At 66.3% G+C, this 270-nt stretch carries 1 protein-coding gene; it reads left to right on the top strand.

Features of this window, described 5'->3' with window-relative positions; all coding sequences use genetic code 11:
• The coding region (locus D8M29_RS13420; RefSeq protein ID WP_148111656.1) for an integrase core domain-containing protein at nt 1-270 on the top strand (270 nt) is incomplete at both ends.

Raw genomic sequence — 270 nt, 5'->3', positions numbered from 1 at the left:
TCTTCTGCCGGGCGAGGGCGTTCTTCGCCGCCCACGGCATCACCGTGGACCGGGTGATCACGGACAACGGCAACAACTACCGGGCCGTGGACTTCACCCGGAAGGTGGTCTCGCTCGGGGGCCGGCACCACCGGATCCGCCCATACACCCCGCGCCATAACGGGAAGGTCGAACGGTACAACCGGCTGATGGTCGATGAGGTCCTCTACGCCCGCCCGTACTCCTCAGAGCAAGCTCGGCGTGAGGCCCTGCAGGTGTGGGTGAACCACT

The organism is Micrococcus sp. HSID17227 (genome assembly GCF_003989405.1).
Taxonomy (GTDB): Bacteria; Actinomycetota; Actinomycetes; order Actinomycetales; family Micrococcaceae; genus Micrococcus; species Micrococcus luteus.
The sequence above is the reverse complement of the archived record's forward strand: the minus strand, read 5'-3'. Positions and strand labels throughout refer to the sequence as shown.